15 protein-coding genes are annotated in these 16,537 nt (G+C 69.7%); 8 read left to right on the top strand and 7 right to left on the bottom strand.

The window, feature by feature from the left end; translation table 11 throughout:
* Window positions 1–515: lyase family protein (locus tag ACK4I0_RS12675; RefSeq protein WP_409611519.1), on the bottom strand; the 515-nt coding region annotated here is incomplete at its 3' end.
* Window positions 516–670: 155 nt separating this feature from the next.
* Here ACK4I0_RS12675 and ACK4I0_RS12670 point away from each other — a divergent pair.
* Both ACK4I0_RS12670 and ACK4I0_RS12665 read left to right on the top strand, forming a co-directional pair.
* A complete protein-coding gene (locus ACK4I0_RS12670) occupies window positions 671–991 on the top strand; it encodes a DMT family transporter (protein WP_409611517.1) in 321 nt (106 codons plus the stop codon).
* A 26-nt stretch (window positions 992–1,017) separates the two neighbouring features.
* The gene (locus ACK4I0_RS12665) at window positions 1,018–1,680 is read left to right on the top strand and encodes a glutathione S-transferase family protein (protein WP_409611515.1); all 663 of its coding nucleotides are present in this window, start codon (window positions 1,018–1,020) and stop codon (window positions 1,678–1,680) included.
* A 186-nt stretch (window positions 1,681–1,866) separates the two neighbouring features.
* Here the strand turns inward: ACK4I0_RS12665 and ACK4I0_RS12660 are convergent, their stop codons facing one another.
* Window positions 1,867–3,540, bottom strand: a complete 1,674-nt coding sequence (locus tag ACK4I0_RS12660) for a lytic transglycosylase domain-containing protein (protein ID WP_409611513.1) — start codon at window positions 3,538–3,540, stop codon at window positions 1,867–1,869.
* An 88-nt stretch (window positions 3,541–3,628) separates the two neighbouring features.
* The gene (locus ACK4I0_RS12655; RefSeq protein WP_409611511.1) at window positions 3,629–4,444 is read right to left on the bottom strand and encodes a uracil-DNA glycosylase family protein; all 816 of its coding nucleotides are present in this window, start codon (window positions 4,442–4,444) and stop codon (window positions 3,629–3,631) included.
* A gap of 189 nt (window positions 4,445–4,633) precedes the next feature.
* Here ACK4I0_RS12655 and ACK4I0_RS12650 point away from each other — a divergent pair, with 189 nt between their 5' ends.
* The 6 genes from ACK4I0_RS12650 (at window position 4,634) to glyS (ending at window position 13,546) form a co-directional block, all read left to right on the top strand.
* Complete coding sequence (locus ACK4I0_RS12650; RefSeq protein WP_409611521.1) at window positions 4,634–6,289, top strand: electron transfer flavoprotein-ubiquinone oxidoreductase; 1,656 nt, start codon at window positions 4,634–4,636, stop codon at window positions 6,287–6,289.
* 103 nt (window positions 6,290–6,392) lie between these two features.
* Entirely contained in the window at window positions 6,393–8,243 is a 1,851-nt protein-coding gene (locus tag ACK4I0_RS12645; RefSeq protein ID WP_409611509.1) for a tetratricopeptide repeat protein, read from the top strand.
* A 2-nt stretch (window positions 8,244–8,245) separates the two neighbouring features.
* On the top strand, window positions 8,246–9,130 hold the full coding sequence (locus ACK4I0_RS12640) for a 4-(cytidine 5'-diphospho)-2-C-methyl-D-erythritol kinase (protein WP_409611507.1): 885 nt from the start codon (window positions 8,246–8,248) through the stop codon (window positions 9,128–9,130).
* A 203-nt stretch (window positions 9,131–9,333) separates the two neighbouring features.
* Window positions 9,334–10,350, top strand: coding sequence for a fasciclin domain-containing protein (locus ACK4I0_RS12635; RefSeq protein ID WP_409611505.1), 1,017 nt, complete (start codon window positions 9,334–9,336; stop codon window positions 10,348–10,350).
* A gap of 83 nt (window positions 10,351–10,433) precedes the next feature.
* Window positions 10,434–11,321, top strand: coding sequence for a glycine--tRNA ligase subunit alpha (locus ACK4I0_RS12630; RefSeq protein WP_409611503.1), 888 nt, complete (start codon window positions 10,434–10,436; stop codon window positions 11,319–11,321).
* The gene (glyS, locus tag ACK4I0_RS12625) at window positions 11,321–13,546 is read left to right on the top strand and encodes a glycine--tRNA ligase subunit beta (RefSeq protein WP_409611501.1); all 2,226 of its coding nucleotides are present in this window, start codon (window positions 11,321–11,323) and stop codon (window positions 13,544–13,546) included. Before ACK4I0_RS12630 ends, glyS begins: the two co-directional genes overlap by 1 nt.
* 149 nt (window positions 13,547–13,695) lie before the next feature.
* On the opposite strand, the gene scpB is transcribed toward glyS, so the two are convergent.
* The 4 genes from scpB to ACK4I0_RS12605 all read right to left on the bottom strand — a co-directional run.
* Window positions 13,696–14,355, bottom strand: coding sequence for an SMC-Scp complex subunit ScpB (gene scpB / locus ACK4I0_RS12620; protein ID WP_409611499.1), 660 nt, complete (start codon window positions 14,353–14,355; stop codon window positions 13,696–13,698).
* Window positions 14,352–15,176, bottom strand: coding sequence for a segregation and condensation protein A (locus ACK4I0_RS12615; protein ID WP_409611497.1), 825 nt, complete (start codon window positions 15,174–15,176; stop codon window positions 14,352–14,354). Before ACK4I0_RS12615 ends, scpB begins: the two co-directional genes overlap by 4 nt.
* A 2-nt stretch (window positions 15,177–15,178) precedes the next feature.
* The gene (gene nagZ / locus ACK4I0_RS12610; RefSeq protein ID WP_409611495.1) at window positions 15,179–16,225 is read right to left on the bottom strand and encodes a beta-N-acetylhexosaminidase; all 1,047 of its coding nucleotides are present in this window, start codon (window positions 16,223–16,225) and stop codon (window positions 15,179–15,181) included.
* Window positions 16,226–16,229: 4 nt separating this feature from the next.
* Window positions 16,230–16,537 (bottom strand): SPOR domain-containing protein (locus tag ACK4I0_RS12605; RefSeq protein WP_409611493.1); only part of this gene is annotated, 308 nt, incomplete at its 5' end.

Genomic DNA, 16,537 nt, shown 5'->3' with positions numbered 1-16,537 from the left:
ACCAAGCGTCGACGGGCGCGCTGGAACTCGGCGTGGTAGCCGGCCAGCTTGAGGCCAAAAGTCACCGGTTCGGCGTGGATGCCGTGCGAGCGGCCGACGGTAACAGTGTATTTGTGCTCCTTGGCGCGGGTCTCCAGCGCGGCCAAGACGCGATCAACGCCGCCCAGCAGCAGGTCGGTGGCGCGCGCCAGCTGGACCGCGAAACAGGTGTCCAGCACATCCGACGACGTCATGCCCTGGTGCAGGAAGCGGGCTTCCTCGCCCACCGTCTCGGACACATGGGTCAGGAAGGCGATGACGTCATGCTTGGTGGTGCGCTCGATCTCGTCGATGCGGTCGGCGTCCCACACCACGTCCTTGCCCTTGGACCACAGAGCCTCGGCCGCCTCGGTCGGAATGACGCCCAGCTCGGCCATCTTGGCGGCGGCGTGGGCCTCGATCTCGAACCAGATCGAGTACTTGGTCTCTTGCGACCACAGGGCGACGGCTTCGGGGCGTGAGTAACGACTGATCATGGACGCCGCGTGTCGGTCGTGAGGGGGGCGGAGTCAAGGCGCGGGCTTGACCCGGCGCGCGCCTGTCCCAGATACAGCGTCTCGGAGGACGACCTCTCCCTGCTTCAGGGCATGACCGCCGGGACGACCCGGCTCGCCATGCAGGGAGACGCGTCATGGCCTGGGTTCTTCTTCTCATCGCCGGCGTTCTGGAAGTCGTCTGGGCCTTTCTGATGAAGGCGTCCGAGGGCTTCACCCGCCCGTGGCCGACAATCGGCATGGTCGGCTTCATGATCGCCAGCTTCTGGCTGCTGTCGCTGTCGATGCGAACGCTGCCGCTGGGCACCGCCTATGCGATCTGGACCGGCATCGGCGCGGTCGGCGCCTTTACGGTGGGCGTTCTCGTGCTCGGCGAGGCCCTTACGCCGATGCGGCTGGCGGGTGTCATCCTCATCGTATCGGGATTGATTGTGCTGAAGCTTTCGTCGGGGCATTGATCGCGCACTCTTGAGGGAGACACGCCATGCAGCTGGTTATCGGGAACAAGGCCTATTCGACCTGGTCGCTGAGGCCCTGGCTGGTGCTCAAGCGCTGCGGCGCGGCGTTTGACGAGATCGTCGTGCCGCTGAACCAGCCCGACACCGCCGCGCGGATCGCCGAACATTCGCCGTCGGGTCTGGTCCCGGCGCTGAAGGTGGACGGCGAGGTGGTCTGGGATTCCATGGCCATCGCCGTCTGGGCGGCCGAACGCTATCCCGAGGCGCGGTTGTGGCCGACGGACGCCCATGCCCGCTGGCTGGCCCGATCGGCGGCGTGCGAAATGCACGGCGGCTTCACCGCTCTCAGAACGGTCTGCAGCACCGGACCGCAGCACTGGATGATCGGCCCGGACCGGGCGACCGCGCCGGTCGACGCCGGGCTTGAGAAGGACGTTCGCCGTCTGGTGACGCTGTGGCGCGAGTTGCGCGCGCGATTCGGCGCGGCCGGCCCTTATCTGTTCGGGGAATGGTCGGTTCCGGACGCTTTCTTTACACCGGCGGCCTGCCGCTTTCGGCATTTCCAGATCGACCTCGCCGCTCATGGCGATGCGGACGGTGCGGCCCAGGCCTATGCCGACGTCCTGCTGGCGCAGCCGGACTTCCTGCAGTGGGAAGCCGAGGCGCTGGCGGATGCGGGGCGGGCGTAAGTCGGCGGAAACCATTCCCACTGACGCCGATTTAAGGCGGGCGGGCTAGAAGGGCTCGTCTGGGAGAGCCGCCATGGCCGTCGCGTCCTGTCCACCCTCGTCGCCGCTGCTTCAGCGCCTGCTGGGCGTGATGGGCTTCGTTCTGGCGGGGGCCTGCTTGTTTGGCCTGCTGTTGACCAGCCTGCTTTAACGACCGCCCTCGGCTCCGGCGGCGGCGGCCATCTCGACGGCCGGACGCGGCGGCGCGACGTAATCCAGATGGATCGGCACAGCCAGGGCGCCCGAGGCGGCGGCGTCCAGGGTGTTCAGCGGCCCGCCCAGAATGCGCTGATAGATCCAGTAGGCGGCCACGACCTTTTCGACGTAGTCGCGCGCCTGGGGCACGTCGATCGTCTCGATCAGCAGCAGCGGCTCGGCCTGGGGGCCAAGCCTGCGCATGGCGGCCAGCATCGGGCCCGGGCCGGCGTTGTAGGACGCCACCGCCTTGAGCAGATCGCCGTCGAAGGCCGACATCTGGAACATGCGGTTCACATAGGCCTGGCCGAGCCGCATGTTGACGGCGGGATCGAACAGCCGTTCGGGCTGGGTGACGAAGCCGCGGTCGCCGCTCAACTCGGCGGCGGTGGTCGGCATCACCTGCATGACGCCGTATGCGCCGGCGCTGGACCGGGCGTTGGCCTCGAACCCCGTCTCCTTGCGGGCGATGGCGTAGACCAGGGCGCGCTCGATGGTGAACCCACCCTCGGGCTCAAGATTTGGCGCAGGATAGCGGGCGGCGTCGATCCGTTCGGCGTCCTCGCCGCCTCTCGATGACATCAGCCGCGCCAGACCGGCCCACATACGCCGCGCGGTGTCCTCGACCGCGCCGCGAAGGCCGTCGCGAACCGCCGTTTCGGCCTCGTCTCGCCGGCCGACTTCATAAAAGGCCAGCGCCCGCCGGGCCTGATCGTCCGACTGCAGGAAAGCCCGCATTTCGACGGGGTTGAAGGCGGTCGCCGGTTCGCCGCGCAGCGAGGCCTGGCGCACCTCGGCGTGATAGGGGCGGGGCCCCAGGTTCTCGATCACCGGCTCTTCGCCCAACTGGCGCAGGGCGATCTGGCCGTAGAAGGTCGCCGGCCAGCGCGCGGCGAGGCGCAGATATTCGTTGATGCGGTCCTGCCGGCCGCTTTGACCGGCGGCACGGGCGGTCCAGAAGGCGGCGCCGGCGCGGACCCACGGATCCTCGGTCGGGTCCAGCGCCACGCGTTCGAAGGCCCGGAACGCCTCCGCGAAATCGTTCAGCCGCCACTGGGCCAGACCCACCGTCCACCAGTCGCCGGTCTGGCGGCCCAGTTCGACCGCGCCCGTCAGGTCGTCGGCGTTCAGCCGGATGCGGGCGGCCTTGGCCGGGTCCTCAGCCGAGGCGACGCTGGCCCAGGTGCGGCCGCCGACCCCCGCCGGACGGCGCGGCTCGGCGGCGCCGTCGGGGCGGCGGCGAAGGGCCAGGGCGTAGACGCGGCCGGCCTCGGGCAGGTCGGCGTAGGTTTCGAGCCAGGCCGACAGCTCGTCATAGGTGGCGGTGTGGCTGCGGTGGAACAGCCGTTCGAACTCGACCTGGCCCAGCAGGACGCGGTCCTGGGCCTGACGCGCCGAGGCGCGGGCCAGCTCCAGATCGCCGCGTCGCAGGGCGTCGAAGGCGGTGGTGTAGCTGAGGCGGTCGGCGGGGCTGAGGGCGGTGATGGGGCCGACGATCTCGGGCGAGGGGTCGGACGCTGCCGCAACCGCAGCGGGCCCGTCTTCGGCCAGGGCTGGGGCGGCGCAGGCGAACAGCGACGCGACAGCGAACAGCGGCGCCAGGCGCACGCGAAGGACAGGATGCATACGCGGCGGCCCCCTTGATGGGCGCGATCCGTCTCGACTCGGAAACGCGCGCTCAGGTCATGGTCGTCAGCCGCTCATCATGCCGGAATCACGAATCCGGCTCAAGCATTTCGCCATCCAGGCGAGCGGCCAGGGCCAGCAGATCGGCCCATACGACCTTCTTCGCCTGAGGTTGGCGCAAAAGAAAGGCGGGGTGCAGCGTCGGCATGGCGGGCGCCGAGACAGCGCCCTCGGCCAGGCGCCAGTCGCGCCAGTTTCCGCGCAGGCGCATGATCCCCTCGTCCACCTGCAGCACCGACTTGGCCGCCGCGGCGCCCAGCAGCAGCACCGCGCGTGGCTTCAGGATAGCGAAGGCGCGCTCGACGAAGGGGGCGCAGATGGCCTGCTCCTGCGGGGTCGGCGTGCGGTTGCCCGGCGGGCGCCAGAAGACGGTGTTGGTGATGAAGACGCGGTCGGTCAGGCCAGCCGACGCCAGCATCCGGTCCAGCAGCTGGCCAGCCTTCCCCACAAAGGGCTGGCCCTGACGGTCCTCCTCGGCACCTGGACCCTCGCCGATCACGAGGACCGACGCATCGGGATTTCCGCGACCGAAGACGGCCTGGGTGGCGCCCATGCCGGACAGGGGGCAGCCGGTGAAGGCGGCGACGGCGGCGGCCAGTTCGTCCAGTGTCGTGGCGGAGGCGGCCAGCCGACGCGCCTCGCCCAGGGCGTCGCCGGTCTGAACCAGCGGCGTGACCGAGGCCGTCGCGCGCGCCACCGCCTTGGCGGCGGGCGCAGGGGCCACGTGGGTGCGGTCGATCGGCGCATCTTCCAGGCAAGCGTCCACGCCCGCGTCGGCCCAGAAGGCCAGCAGGGCTTCTGCGACCCTGTAGTCATGCGACGGATCGGCGATCTGATCGTTCATCGCCTTGAGGGTTAAACCTTGACCGCCGCCGCGTCACCTTCCGATAAGGCGGATAACCACGACGAGAACAGGGATTCAGCCTGCATGGCCGAGGAAGCGATCGAAGGCGGCGCCAAGAACGCCTGGCAAGAGGCGGTCATCGACAAGCTGCCGCCGCTGGAGGCCTTGGCGGGCGTCGAGCGCGAGGTGATGGAGTATGACGTCGTCATCGTCGGCGCCGGCCCGGCCGGCCTGTCGGCCGCCATCCGCCTGAAGCAGCGCGCCGAGAAGGACGGCAAGGACATCTCCGTCGCCGTTCTGGAAAAGTCGGCCGAGATCGGCGGGCACATCCTGTCGGGCGCCGTGATCGACCCCAAGGCGCTGAACGAGCTGTTCCCCGACTGGAAGGACCGCGGCGCGCCGCTGGAGACGCCGGTCACCAAGGATCGCTTCCTGCTGCTGGGGCCGATGGGCGAGCTGCCGCTTCCCATGCCGCTCTTGCCGCCCTTCATGCACAACGACGGCTGCTACATCGCCTCGCTGGGCAATGTCTGTCGCTGGCTGGCCGAGCAGGCCGAGGCGCTGGGCGTGGAAGTCTATCCCGGCATGGCCGCCAGCCACGTGGTCTGGGAGGAAGAGACCGGCCGGGTGAAGGGCGTCGTCGCCGGCGTGTTCGGCATCGACCGCGAGGGCAAGCCCACCGGCGAGTTCCAGCCGGGCATCGAACTGCACGGCAAATACGTCTTCATCGGCGAGGGCGTGCGCGGCTCGCTGGCCAAGACCATCATGGCCCGCCACAATCTGTGCGACGCCGCCGATCCGCAGAAGTTCGGCATCGGCCTGAAGGAGCTGTGGCAGGTGCCGGCCGAACAGCACCAGCCCGGCCTGGCCCAGCACACCACTGGCTGGCCGCTGGACGAGCATACGGGCGGCGGCAGCTTCATGTACCACTTCGGCGACCGCTACGTGGCCATCGGCTATGTGGTGCACCTGAACTACAAGAACCCGTTCCTGTCGCCGTTCGACGAGTTCCAGCGCTTCAAGCACCACCCCTCGATCGCGCCGCATCTGGAAGGCGGCACGCGCATTTCGTACGGCGCCCGCGCGATCACCGAGGGCGGGTTCCAGTCCGTGCCCAAACTGGCCTTCCCGGGCGGCGCGCTGATCGGCTGTTCGGCGGGCTTCGTGAACGTGCCGCGCATCAAGGGCAGCCACAACGCCATGAAGACCGGCATGCTGGCCGCCGACGCGGCCTATGACGCCGTCATCGCGGGCCGCGCCGGCGACGTGCTGGACGCCTATCAGACCGCCTATGAGAAGAGCTGGGTCTACAAGGAGCTGTCGCGGGTTCGAAACGCCAAGCCGCTGTTGTCGAAGTTCGGCACGACGCTGGGCGGGGCGCTGGGCATGGTCGACATGTGGTGCCGCACCCTCTTGGGCGGCGTCTCGCCGATCCCGACGCTGCGTCATGGCAAGACCGACGCGGCCTCGACCGAACCGGCGGCCAAGCATCAGCCGATCACCTATCCCAAGCCGGACGGGAAACTGAGCTTCGACAAGCTGAGCTCGGTCTTCGTGTCGAACACCAACCACGCCGAGGAACAGCCGGCGCACCTGAAGCTGGTGGATCCGTCCATCCCGATCCAGGTCAATCTGCCCAAATACGGCGAGCCCGCGCGGCTTTACTGCCCCGCCGGCGTGTACGAGGTGGTCTATGCCGACGAGGCGGCCAGGACCGACCCGCGCTTCGTCATCAACGCCCAGAACTGCGTCCACTGCAAAACCTGCGACATCAAGGATCCGTCGCAGAACATCGTCTGGACCACGCCCGAGGGCGGCGGCGGGCCGAACTATCCGAACATGTGATCGGACCCGCGCCGGGCGGGGCTTTCGAGCCTTGCCCGGCGTCGGAAAAGCGTGAAGGGTTCGAGGCATGACTGTCTCTTGCTCCCCGTTGTTCGCGACATCCATGACCGTGCTGGCCATCGCCATGGCGGGGAGTGCGACGGCGCAGACCTTGCCGCCGGGCTCTATCCAGACCGACCCGGCGCCGCGCACGGGGCCGGCGCAGCAGACGCCGGAGCAATCGGACCCAAGCGCTTTGCCGCCCGCGATCATCGTGACGCCGCCCGCGGCCGCCGATGAAGCGACGCCCGAGGTCGCGGAGGCCACTGCCTCGGTCACCGCTCCCATCCCCGAAACCTGGGCGCCCGTGCCGACGCGGGCCGACGAGCGGTCGGCCTACGGCCTGTTCCTGGCTGGCCGCAACGCCATGACGTCGGGCGAAGGGGCGCAGGGCGCTCTGCTGCTCAGCGAAGCTCTGGCTCTGACGCCGGAACAGCCCCGGCTGCGGGAACAGACCTTCAGCGCCCTGCTGCTGGGCGGAGACCTGAGCTTGGCGGGCCGGATCACCCCCGACGGGCCGGGCGCCTCGCCGACCTTCACCCAGGCCGGCAAGCTGGTCGCAGCGGTCCAGGCCTATGCCGCCGGCGATGCTCGCGGGGCTCTTGACCGACTGACGACCGATCCCGTGGGGCAGCCGCACGCCCTGGCGGCGATCTATGTCATGCCCTGGATCGCGGCCGAGGCCGGCGATTGGAACTTCGCGCTGGTGCAGGCCAACGGCCTGACCGGCCCGACCGGTTGGGTGTTGCGCGCCAATCGCGCCCTGCTTTTGGAGCATCGGCGCCGCTACGACGAGGCCGACGCCGCCTATCGCGAACTGGTGGCCGATCCGATTGGAGGGCCGGCCTTCCGCCGAGCCTACGGTGGTTTTCTGGAGAGGCGGGGCCGGCGCGAAGAGGCGGTCGCGCAATACGACGCCCTGATCGCGGCGGGCCGCAATGAACTGCGCGGCGACCGCGAGCGGGCCGCGGCAGGCGGCCGAGCCCCGGCCGCACCGACCCTTCGCGAAGGCGCCGCCGGCGCCCTGGCCACGGCGGCCGAGCAACTGTCAGCCCAGGGCGCGCACGAATTCGCCGCCGTCTATCTGCGTCTGGCGCTGGAGGTTGCGCCGCAGGACGCCGCGCGTCTTCAACTGGGGCAGGTCCTGGCCGAGGCGCGCCTGACCCGCGCGGCATTGGCGGCCTGGGACGAGGTGCGCCCGGACGACCCCGCCGCCTATGCGACGGCGCGGCTGCAGATGGCGCTTCTGCATGCGCGAGACGAAGAGGCCGCAGACGCCGTGCGCGAACTCGAGCGCGCCCGCGCCGCCCAGCCGGACAGCCCCGAGATCGCCTATCTGCTGGCGGGTCAACTCATGGCCGAGGAGCGGCACGAGGAGGCGCTGGCGCTCTTGGACGGCCCGCTGCTGAACACCGCTGACCAGGGCTTCCAGACACGTTTCCTGCGCGGCGCGGCCTATGAGTCGATCGGCCGGACCACCGAGGCCGAGGCCGAGCTTTGGGCGGCGCTGCAACAGCAGCCGGACAACGCCACGGCCTTGAACTATCTGGGCTATCTGTGGGTCGACAGCGGCGCCCGGGTGGCCGAGGGGCTGGCCATGATCGAGCGGGCGCATGCGGCTGAGCCCGACAACGGCAACATCCAGGACTCGTTGGGCTGGGGCTATTACCGCTTGGGTCGGTTCGAAGAGGCGGTTGAGCAGCTTGAGGCGGCCGTCGCCAAGGAGCCGGCCAACGCCGAGATCAACGACCACCTGGGCGACGCCTACTGGCAGGTCGGCCGTCGCCGCGAGGCCGGGTTTCAGTGGAGCCGCGTCCTGACGCTTGAGCCCGACGCCGAGCGTCGCGCAGAGGTGGAGCGCAAACTGGCCGGCGACAGCGAGCCGTCCGTGGGCGGCGCGGGCGTTTCAAACTGACCGTGCCGCTGACTGCGACGGCTCCGGCCAAGGTCAATCTTTTCCTGCACGTCGGGCCGCTGGACGCGGCCGGCCTGCATCCGCTGGCCAGCCTGGTCGCCTTCGCCGACGACGGCGACCGCCTGATGCTCGAGCCGGCCGAGGCGCTTTCGCTGGAGATCGTCGGCCCGTTCGGCGACGGGCTGTCGGCGGGCGAGGACAATCTGATCCTGCGCGCGGTTCGAGCGCTGGGCGAGGCGACGGGGCGGCCGACGCCGTTTCGCCTGACCCTGGACAAGCGGCTGCCGATCGCCTCGGGCGTCGGGGGCGGGTCTTCGGACGCCGGCGTGGCGCTCAAACTGGCGCGCGAGGCGCTGGGCGTGGATATGGACGATGCGGCGCTGGCGCGGATCGCGGCGCGCCTGGGGGCCGACGGGGCCATGTGCCTGCATGCCCGGGCCGCCTGGGCCGAGGGGCATGGCGAGCGTCTGACGTTCGAGCCGCGCCTGCCGCCGCTGCCTGCGTTGCTGGTCAATCCAGGCGCGCCGTCGCCGACGGGCGCGGTCTACGCCGCCTATGACGCCGGGCCCGCCCGCGCCGCGGACCGGCCGGACGCGCCGAGCGACTGGAGCCCTTCACGGGTGATCGACTGGCTGGCCCGACAGCGCAACGACCTGGAGGCCCCGGCCGTAATGCGCGAGCCGGCGATCGCGGCTGCGCTCGAGGCTGTCGGCGCGCTGGACGGCGCGCGTCTGACACGAATGTCGGGCTCGGGCGCGACCGTTTTCGCCTTGTTCGATACGCCCGAAGCCGTCCAGGTCGCCGCCGACCGCTTGAGGAACACTTATGGCGATTGGTGGATCAAGTCGGTGATGCTGGGCGACTTTTCGGCATCGGCCAAGCTTTAGGGCGCAAGCGGGGCCGTATTGTGCGGTCCGCCTTGAGATCACCTTGAGATCACCGCGTGCGGGTCGTGGCGAGATGTCGCGGGTACGCCATATGGAACTTCAGGCGGGGGCTGCGGCTTTCATCACGCAGTCGTGCTTATTCGGATCGCGTGCATCACAGCGCCGCGATCTGCCCCCGAGATATCAGAAAGAAGGACATCGCCATGCTCCGCACTCGTCTTCTCACCGCCTCCGCCGCCGTCGCCCTGCTGGCCGCCCCGGCCGCCTTCGCTCAGGACGCCCAGACGATGCCGGCCCAGCCGCAGCCCGTCCCGGCGCCGACCACCCCGGCTCAGCCCGACCCCTCGATGCCGGCCGCGCCGTCGTCGATGGCCGATCCGGCGCCGATGACCGCCACCCAGCCCGCGCCGGCGGCCCAGGCGCCGCAGGCGGCTAACCAGACCGCCGAAGCCAACACTGTGGTCGATGTGCTGCGCGCGCAAGGCGAGTTTACGACCCTGCTGGCCGCGCTTGACGCCGCGCAGCTGACCGAGACGCTGAACACGCGCCCGGCCATCTCGATCTTCGCTCCGACCGACGCGGCCTTTGCGGCCCTGCCGGAAGCCGAGCGCACGCGTCTGATGGACCCGGCCAACGTCAATGAGCTGCGTCAGATCCTGCTGTATCACGTGATCGTCGCTGACGTTGAGGCCAGCCAGATCCAGGGTGCCCGCGGCCCGGTCGAGACCGCCGCCCGCACTCAGGTGCAGCTGGACGGCACCGGCGATCAGCTGAAGATCGACGAGGCCACCATCACCAACGCGGGCTTGGATGCCTCGAACGGCGCGGTCTTCTCGATTGACCGCGTTCTGGTTCCGGCCGCTTCTCAGGCCGCGATGGGCGACGCCGAGATGACCGAAGCCGCGCCGGCTGACGAGGCCGAAGCCACGACCGCGCCGGCCGCGACCATGGACGCCGAAGCGTCGGCCGAGGCCTATGACACCGAGACGGCTCCGGCCGCGCCGGGCGAAGTGCGCCCGACCGACAGCAGCATGGCCCCGGCCGGCGCTCCGGCGGGTGACGCCACCATGACCCCGTCGACCACCCCGGCCACCGCGCCCACCGGCGAAGTGACGACCAACACCACCACGGTCGCCGCGCCCCCGGTCGTCAACCCGACCGACGGTCAGCAGGACGACGCGGACGAGGAAGAGGCCCCGGCCCCTACGCCGCAAGGCTAAAAGCAGCGCAACCGTTCGGTTGAGTTCAAGGACGGCGGGCTCTAGGGTCCGCCGTCTTTTTTGCGCCCGCGAAACGAGCCGCCGTGACCACCGAACCGCTGTCTTTCCAGGACCTGATCCTGACCCTGCATCGCTATTGGGGCGACCAGGGCTGCGCCATCCTGCAGCCCTATGACATCGAGGTTGGGGCCGGCACGCTGCACCCGGCGACCGTGCTGCGTGCGCTGGGCTCCAAGCCCTGGAAGGCCGCCTACGTCCAGCCCAGCCGCCGCCCCGGCGACGGGCGTTATGGCGAGAACCCCAACCGGCTGCAGCATTACTACCAGTATCAAGTGATCCTGAAGCCGAACCCCGACGACCTGCAGGATCTGTATCTGGGCTCGCTGAAGGCGATCGGCATCGATCCCAAGCTGCACGACATCCGTTTCGTCGAGGACGACTGGGAGAACCCCACCGTGGGCGCCTGGGGCCTGGGCTGGGAGGTCTGGTGCGACGGGATGGAGGTGACGCAGTTCACCTATTTCCAGGGCGTCGGCGGCATCGAGGTCGATGTTGTGTCGGGCGAGCTGACCTACGGGCTGGAGCGCCTGGCCATGTACGTCCAGGGCGTCGACAACGTCTATGACCTGAAGTTCAACAAGGACGGCCTGACCTATGGCGAGGTCTTCCTGGAGAACGAGCGCCAGCAGTCGGAAGCCAACTTCCACGGCTATGACGTCGATGGTCTGAAGCGCCGTTTCGAGGACATGGAGGCCGAGAGCCGCCGTCTGCTGGGCATGAAGGGGCCGCAGGGCCAGGCGCTGGTGCTGCCGGCCTATGACCAGGTGCTGAAGGCCTCGCACCTGTTCAACCTGATGGATGCGCGCGGCGCGATCGCCGTGGCAGAACGTCAGAGCTACATCGGCCGCATTCGTGACCTGTGCAAAGCCTGCGCCCTGGCGCAGGTCGAAGAAGAGCGGAAGACCGCCTGATGCCCCAACTGCACATCGAAATCTTCTCGGAAGAAATCCCCGCGCGCATGCAGGCGGGGGCCGCGCGCGATCTGGAGCGGATGGCGGGCGAACGGCTGAAGGCCGCCGGCCTGACGTGGGAGGCGCTGACGACCTATGCGGGGCCGCGGCGGCTGACGCTGGTCATCGACGGCCTGCCGACCGCGACGCCGGACCGCGAGGAAGAGCTGAAGGGGCCCAAGGCCTCGGCCCCGCCCCAGGCGCTGGAGGGTTTCCTGCGCAAGACCGGCCTGACGCGCGAGCAGCTTGTCGAACGCGACGGCGTCCTGTTCGCCCAGATCAGCAGCCAGGGCCGCGCGACCACCGAGGTCGTCGCCGAGACGCTGGATCAGGTGATCCGCAACTTCCCCTGGCCCAAGTCCATGCGCTGGGGCACGGGCGCGCTGCGCTGGGTGCGGCCGATCAAGCGGATCGTCGCCCTGTTCGACGGCGCGGTGGTTCCGTTCGAGATCGACGGCATCACCTCTGGCGACACCACCGAGGGTCACCGCTTCCTGGGCTCGGGCCAGCCGTTCGCGGTCAAGGATTTCGCCGACTATCGCCAGAAGCTGGAGCGCGAGTTCGTGCTGCTGGACGCCGCCGACCGGCGGCTGCGCATTCTGGAGCGGGCCAAGGCGGTCTGCGCCGACAAGGGCCTGGCCCTGGTCGATGACGACGGCCTGCTGGACGAGGTGTCGGGCCTGGCGGAATGGCCGACCCCGATCCTGGGCGACATGGACCCGCAGTTCCTGGACCTGCCGCCCGAGGTGGTGCGCCTGTCGATGAAGGTGCACCAGAAGTATTTCGCCGTCCGCGATCCGGCGCGTGAGGGCCCAGAGTCTTCAGGAAAATTGGCTCCGCATTTCGTCGTGGTGGCCAACGTCGAGGCGTCGGACGGCGGCAAGGCGCTGGCGGCGGGCAATTCGCGCGTGCTGTCGGCCCGTCTGAACGACGCCCGCTTCTTCTGGGACGAGGACCAGAAGGTCGGCTTCGACGCCTGGAACGAAAAGCTGAAGGGCGTGACCTTCCACGCCAAGCTGGGGACCCTGGCCGAGCGGGTCGACCGCATCGCCGCCCTGGCCCGCGAGGTCGCGCCGCTGGTGGGCGCCGACCCCGATCAGGCCGAAAAGGCCGCGCGTCTGGCCAAGGCCGACCTGGCCTCGGGCATGGTGGGCGAGTTCCCGGAACTGCAGGGCGTCATGGGCGGCTACTATGCTCGCGCCCAACACGGCGACGCCATCGCCGACGCCATCCGCGACCACTACAAGCCCCAGGGACCGAACGACACGGTTCCGACGGCGCCGCTGACGGTGGCTGTCGCCCTGGCCGACAAGCTGGACACGCTGGTTGGCTTCTGGTTCATCAGCGAGAAACCAACGGGCTCCAAGGATCCCTTTGCTCTGCGCCGTGCCGCCTTAGGTGTCGCTCGAATTGCCTTGGCGACAGAGGCTCGCCTGCCACTCAACAGGCTGTTCGTGCATCACGGCCGCCGGCTGGCGTCCCAGCTTCTTGGGCAGTTCACGGAGAGCTTGCCGAACGTAGTGAAATCGGTGGAAGCGCTGGGCTTCAATGTGACGCCCGACGAGAAGGGCGGCTTGGGGCCCGTTGCCGACAAAGCTCGGGTCGCTCTTCGGAATTCGAGCATCGAGGACGTTCCACCGGTGGATTGGGAACGAGCCTACTGGACTGACTTGGGCATGTTCATGCTCGACCGCCTTAAAGTCCTCCTCCGCGAGCAGGGCCAGCCTCACGACCTCGTCGACGCCGTGTTCGCGCTGGGCGACGACGATCTGGTGCGGATCGTGCGGCGGGTCGAGGCGCTGGGGGCGTTTCTGGCGACGGACGACGGGGCCAATCTGCTGGCGGGCTACAAGCGGGCGTCCAACATCCTGCGGGCCGAGGCCAAGAAGGGCGACCTGCCGACCGGCATGGTCCAGACCGGCCTGCCGAACCAGCCCGAGGCCGAGACCACCCTGGCCTTCGCCGTCGGCGCAGCCCGGATGCAGGTCGAGCAGGCGCTTCAGGCCGAGGACTTCGCCGCCGCCATGAAGGCCCTTTCGGGCCTGCGCGCGCCGGTGGACGCCTTCTTCACCGACGTCATGGTCAACTCCGACGTCTCCGCCGAGCGCGAAAACCGGCTGAAGCTGCTGGGCCAGGTGCGCGACGTCATGGGCCAGGTCGCCGACTTCGGCCAGATCGCGGGATAAAGCCTTCTCCCCCTCGTGGGAGAAGGTGGCTCGCGTCAGCGAGACGGGTGAGGGGGCGGGGGAAACGCCTGCTCGACCTCGAATGACGGCGCGGACACCCCTCATCCGACCTGCTCCGCAGGCCACCTTCTTCCACAAGGGGAGAAGCATCAGTCCTGGCTGACGAAGTCCTGGGCGAACTCGGGCGCGTCGTCGGTGTCGGGCGGTGGCTCGTCGTCGCCGTCGTCGGCGCGGGCGGGGTTGGGGACTTCGAAGCCGGCCGGCAGGGACAGGTCCAGCAGGCCGGCGGCCTTCATCTCGGCGGCGCCCGGCAGGTCGATCAGGGACGCCAGGCCGAAATGCTCCAGGAAGTGATCGGTGGTGCCGTAGGTGACGGGCCGGCCCGGCGTGCGGCGACGCCCGCGCAGACGCACGAAGCCCATCTCGAGCAGCAAATCCAGCGTGCCGCGCGACATGGAGACGCCGCGCACGCTCTCGACCTCGGCGCGGGTGCAGGGCTGGTGATAGGCGATGATCGACAGGGTCTCGAGCGCGGCCTTGGACAGGCGGCGCGGCCCTTCGCGCTGATCGGTCATGAGGAAGGACAGGTCCTCGGCCGTGCGAAAGCGGAAGCGCCCGGCCACCTCGTCCAGCACCACGCCGCGATCGGCATAGCGGGTCTGCAACGCGCGCACGGCGCTCTCGGCGTCGGCGCCCTCTGGCAGACGGGCGGCGATGTCGGCCAGGGACAAGGGACCGGCGGCGGCGAACAGCAGGGCCTCGACGCGACGCTCAAGCTCTGTGGGATCGGGGGCGAACGACAGGCTCATCCCGTCAGCTCCAGCGGCTGGCCCTGGCCTCGGCGTTTCAGCAGCAGTTCGGCGAAGGCCGAGGACTGGCGCATGTCCAGCGCGCCTTCCTTGACCAACTCCAGACTGGCCGAAAGGGTCGAGGCGACATAGCTGGCCTGGCTGGGCCCCTCGACCTCGGGCTCAGCTTCCGGGGCAATGCGTTCCAGCGGCGTCCAGGCGTCCAGGCGGGGCAGGCGGTCGCGCAGCCAGTCGCGCGCAGCCTCCAGCGGAAAGGCCTCGACCCGCTGGCCGGGGGCGTAGTGGCGGGCCTGTTCGCGGCGGCGCTGGGTCACATAGGCGGCCATCAGGTCGTACAGGCTGGCGTCGATCTGATCCGACGGGATCACCACCGTCGCCTCGGGGTCGCCGCGCGTGAAGACGTCGCGCTTCAGCTGGGGCCGTTCCATCAGGGCGTCGACCGAGCGGCGCATGGCCTCCAGCTTCTGCAGACGGAAGGCGAGGGCGGCGGCCATCTCTTCGGCCGGGGGCTCTTCGGCCTGGGCCTTTTCGGTGCGCGGCAGCAGCAGGCGCGACTTCAGATAGGCCAGCCACGACGCCATCACGAGATAGTCGGCCGCCAGGGCGAAGTTCCGGCGCCGGGCCTCGTGCACGAAGGCCAGATACTGTTCCGCCAGGCGCGTGATCGACAGCTTCAGCAGGTCGACCTTCTGGGTGCGGGCCAGGGCCAAGAGGACGTGCAGCGGGCCTTCGTATCCGTCCAGATCCACCACGAACGCCTCGCGCGCATCGACTTCCTCGACGGCGGAGAAGTTCAGCGTGGGCTGAAAGGCGTCGGTCATGCTCAGGCCTGGGCCTCGCCCACATCTGGGCCTCGGGCGGCGTCCAACCGGCCCGCCAGCAGGGCGTCAAAGCGAGCGCGGGCCTCGGCCAGGTCCAGCGGCTCGGGCGTATGGACGATGCGCGACAGGGCGGCGGCGGCGCGGGCGGCGGCCTTGCCCTTCAGACGGCCCACGCCGGCGGCCACCTGCTTCATCTCGGCCATGTCGCCGGTCCAGTGGACGACGAGGTCGCAGCCGGCTTTCAGCGACTGGCTGGCCCGCTCTTCAAGCGTGCCCGACAGGGCGTTCATGCACAGGTCGTCGGACAGCAGCAGGCCGTTGAAGCCCAGGCGTTCGCGGATCAGGCGGATCGCCTTCTTCGACTGGGTGGCCGGACGTTTCGGGTCGATGGCGTCGAAGACGATGTGGGCGGTCATGCCGATCGGCATGTCGGACAGGGCCTTGAAGGGGGCGAAGTCCCAGGCGTCGAGCGTATCCAGATCGGCGTCGACGACCGGCAGCTCCTTGTGGCTGTCGGCGAAGGCGCGGCCGTGGCCAGGCATGTGCTTGATGACCGGCAGGACCCCGCCGGCCAGCAGCCCCTCGGCCACCGCCCGGCCCATCTGGGCCACGGTCGCGGGATCGCAGGCATAGGCGCGGTCGCCGATGATGTCGTGGGCGCCGGGCGTGGGGACGTCCAGCACGGGGGCGCAGTCCACGTCGATGCCGACGGCCTTGAGATCATGCGCCATCAGCCGACCGGACAGGCGGGCCAGCTCGCGCGCGGTGAAGGGGTCGTTGGCCGCCTTCAGATAGGCGTCGCCCGGCGGATACTTCGGCCAGTGCGGCGGCCCCAGTCGCTGAACACGGCCGCCTTCCTGATCGACCAGGACGGGCGCGCGCCAGCCGACGCTGTCGCGCAGAGCTTCGGTCAGGCGCAGGACCTGCTCGGGGCTTTCGACATTGCGCCGAAACAGGATGAATCCCCAGGGCCGCACATCCGAAAAGAACGCGCGCTCGGCCTCGGTCAGAACCGGACCCGAGCAGGCGTAGATGGCGGCGCTGGTCAAACCCCTACCGCACCAGGCAGTCGCGGCCTGCGGCCTTGAGCGCGTTGCAGAAGGCGGTGGCGCGCTCGCGGCTGAGGCCGGTGAAGGTGGTGCGATAGACGGTCGAGCCCGACGAGGTGGTGACCTCCTGCACGCGCTTTTCGGCGCCGCGCGCGAACTCGGGGAAGCGGGCGGCGACCGTGGCGTATTCGCGATCCGCGATGGCGGTCGAGGAGAAGGCCCCGATCTGCACCGCCGAGGCGCCGCCGGCGGCTGCGGGCGGGGTCGCCGGCGCGGGCGCCGGACGGGCTGGGGCAGGCGCGGCGGGCGCGG

This window comes from Brevundimonas sp. (assembly GCF_046295775.1).
Lineage (GTDB): Bacteria > Pseudomonadota > Alphaproteobacteria > Caulobacterales > Caulobacteraceae > Brevundimonas.
This window is presented reverse-complemented; position numbering and strand designations above follow the sequence as displayed.